Raw genomic sequence first — 2,864 nt, forward strand, 5'->3', positions numbered from 1 at the left:
GTATCGCTGACCGATGCGATGTCGACCCACTGGCCGCCGACCTCGTATTGCCAGACGCCCTGCGCGGCCGTCGCCGCATCGGACGTCACCACGATGGCCTTCAGGCTCGCGCCGTCATCGACGTCGTGGAAGCCGTTGGCGAAGAGCGTGCTGATCTTGCTGCCGCTCGGATCGCTCTGATTGCTGGCGACCGAAGCCAGCGTCGCATCGTCGAGCGTCGGCGCGTCGTTGGTGCCGGCGATGTTGATGGTCACGGTGCCATTGCCGGTGCCGGTCGGCGTGTGGCCGTCGCTGGGAACGATGGTGTATTGCAGCGACAGCGTCTCGCCGAGGGCGAGGAAATCGAACGCCTGGCTGCCTGAATTGAAATTCCAGGTGAACTGGGCGTGCGTGGCGGTGCCGTTCAAGATGTCGCCCGACTGCACGGCCAGATAGTTCAGCAGTTGCGCATTGGTCAGACCGTCGACGCCGTCGGTCTGCAGCACGCCGTCGAGATAGACGGAGACATGGTCGAGCGCCACCGTGACGTGGTCGGTGGCATCGGCGTCAGACACGGTCAAGGAGCCCGTCGCGGTCAGCCCCGCATTCGTCTCGGTCAGGTTGGCACCGGTACTGTCGCCACTCTTGGCGCTGATCACCGGCGCGTCGTTCGCGCCCGCGATCGTCACGGTCACCTGGGCCGTGTCGGTCCCGCCATGGCCGTCATTGAGCGTGATCGTGGACACGACCTTTGCGGTCTGGCCTTGGCCGAGGAAGTCCAGCGAACCGTCGGCGATCGAGTAGGTCCAGCCGATCGCGCCGTTGTTCGTGTTGCCCGCCTGCTGCAGCGTCAGGGCATGCTCGAGCGCGGCGGTCTCGTCCGGCGTCAGCGTCAGATGGGTGGTCTGATCGGTGTCGAGCCAGGTCACGGTCTGGGCGGTGATACTCGCCGTCGGCCGGTCGGTCAGGTCGATGTCGGTGAAATGGATGGTGCCGGTCCCGCCCGACGCGGGGTCGAGCGTGGAGGAGCCGGTCGTGGCCGCAAGCTCCGAGAAGTTGACGCTCGGCGAGGCCTCGGCCGCGACGAAGGCCGGCGCGTCGTCCACCGCGTTGTAGGTGATGAGCGTGCCGCCATGGCCGTCGCTGCTGCCGGCGAAATGCGCGTTGCTGTAGTCGCCGATGAGCTTGAGCGTGATGCTGTGGCCGTAGGCGTCGCTCACGACGAGGTTGCCGGTCGCCGCGTCATACGTCGCCGTGGTGCCGCCGTCATACTTGATGGTCGACAGATCGATCTTGTCGGTCGCGGCGAAGCCCGCGATCGACCCGCCGAAGCTCGACGTGTCGATCTGGAGTTCGGCGCCTCCGCCGCTGCCGAAGGTGATCGTCTGCGACACCGTGGCGTCGACCTCCAGCGTCGCACCGGAATCGATCGTGACCGAGCCCGAGCCCGACAGCGAACCGAACAGCGTGAGGGTCCCGCTATGGACCTCGATCGCACCGGTATTGACGATGGTGCCCGAGATCGAGGCGGTGCCCCAGGAATTGATCGCATTGGCGTTGTCGATGCCCAGCCCGGTCCCGAGCACCGAGGCGCCGTCGAGCAGATCGATGACGCCGTCGTTGACGATCGTGGACAGGTTGCCGAACACGCTGGTGCCGGCCACGGTCCAGGTGCCGTCGGCCTCGTTGTTGAAAGTGGCGGTGCCGACCGCGATATTGCCGTTGATGTCGCCGCTGTTGTTGATCGTGATGGCGCCACCGAGCTCGAAGATGGCATAGGTCGTCGAGGTCACGGTCGCGGGATCAGCAAGCCCGACGGTCCCGGAATTGTCGACGGTTGCGGTGCCGGTCGCGTTCTCCAGGATGAGGATCGCGGCGTGGCCGTCGGCGCCGACGACCGATCCGGTGTTGGTGATGTGCGTGGAGCCGGTCGCGCCCGTGCCGTTCTGGCTGACGACGATGCCGTTGAGGCTGGTGCCGGTGAGATCGCCGTCGTTGACGATGGTGACATCGCCCGCGCCCGTCGCGAACGCGGCGAGGCCGACCGCGCCGGTCGCGGAGCCTTCGTTGGTGACACTGACATCGCCACCGCCGTGGTTGAAGGCGCCGATCGCCGTCCCCGAAGCCGTGATCGACGACAGTTCACCGGTCGTGATCGTGACGTCGCCGACGCCCCAGGTGAAGGCATCGATGCCGTAACCCGCATCCGCGGTGATCGTCGCATCGCTCGTGACGGTGACGTTGCCATTGACGGCGCTCGAAGCGGAGGAGTTGCCGCCGGGCTTGTAGCCGACGATGATCGCGCCCGGCGTGGTGCCGTCATTGTTGAGGGTCGTGCCCGAGTGGATCGTGCCGTGGGCCTCGACGGAAATCGTGCTGTCGACATCGGCCGCGATCGCGGTCGCGTAATTGACGGCAACGATGCCGGAGCTGCCCGAGGTGATGCTGTCGCCCTTCGCCATGGTGACGCTGACGTCACCCTTGTCGATGCTGTAGGCGATGATGCCGTAGCCGTTCGTGCCCGTCACCGACGCATTGGCGCCGAGCGTCACGCTGACATCGCCGGTCCCGCCGCTGAGCGCCTGCGCCCTGATGCCGTCCTCGGCTGCGACGATCGTGGTGGCGGCGCCGTCGCTCACCGTGACGTCGCCGTTCCCGTAATTATAGGCGTGGATGCCGTAACCCGCCGCCGCGGTGATGTCGGCCTGGTTGTTGACGACGACCGTGCCGGTCACACCGGTATTGGCCGTGGTGCCGTTCTTGGAGCCGGTGTAGCCGACCTCGATGCCCGCCGGCGCATTGCCGCTCTGGTTCGGGCTGCTGCCGGAATTGATCGTCCCGGACGCATTGATGGTGATGGTGCTGCCATCAGACGCGTCGAGAGA

1 protein-coding gene is annotated in these 2,864 nt (G+C 66.4%); it reads right to left on the reverse strand.

The features are described 5' to 3' along the window. On the reverse strand, positions 1-2,864 hold a 2,864-nt coding region (locus tag QM633_RS06825; protein ID WP_415152985.1), incomplete at both ends, for a beta strand repeat-containing protein.

Source organism: Propionicimonas sp. (assembly GCF_047606205.1).
GTDB lineage: Bacteria > Actinomycetota > Actinomycetes > Propionibacteriales > Propionibacteriaceae > Propionicimonas.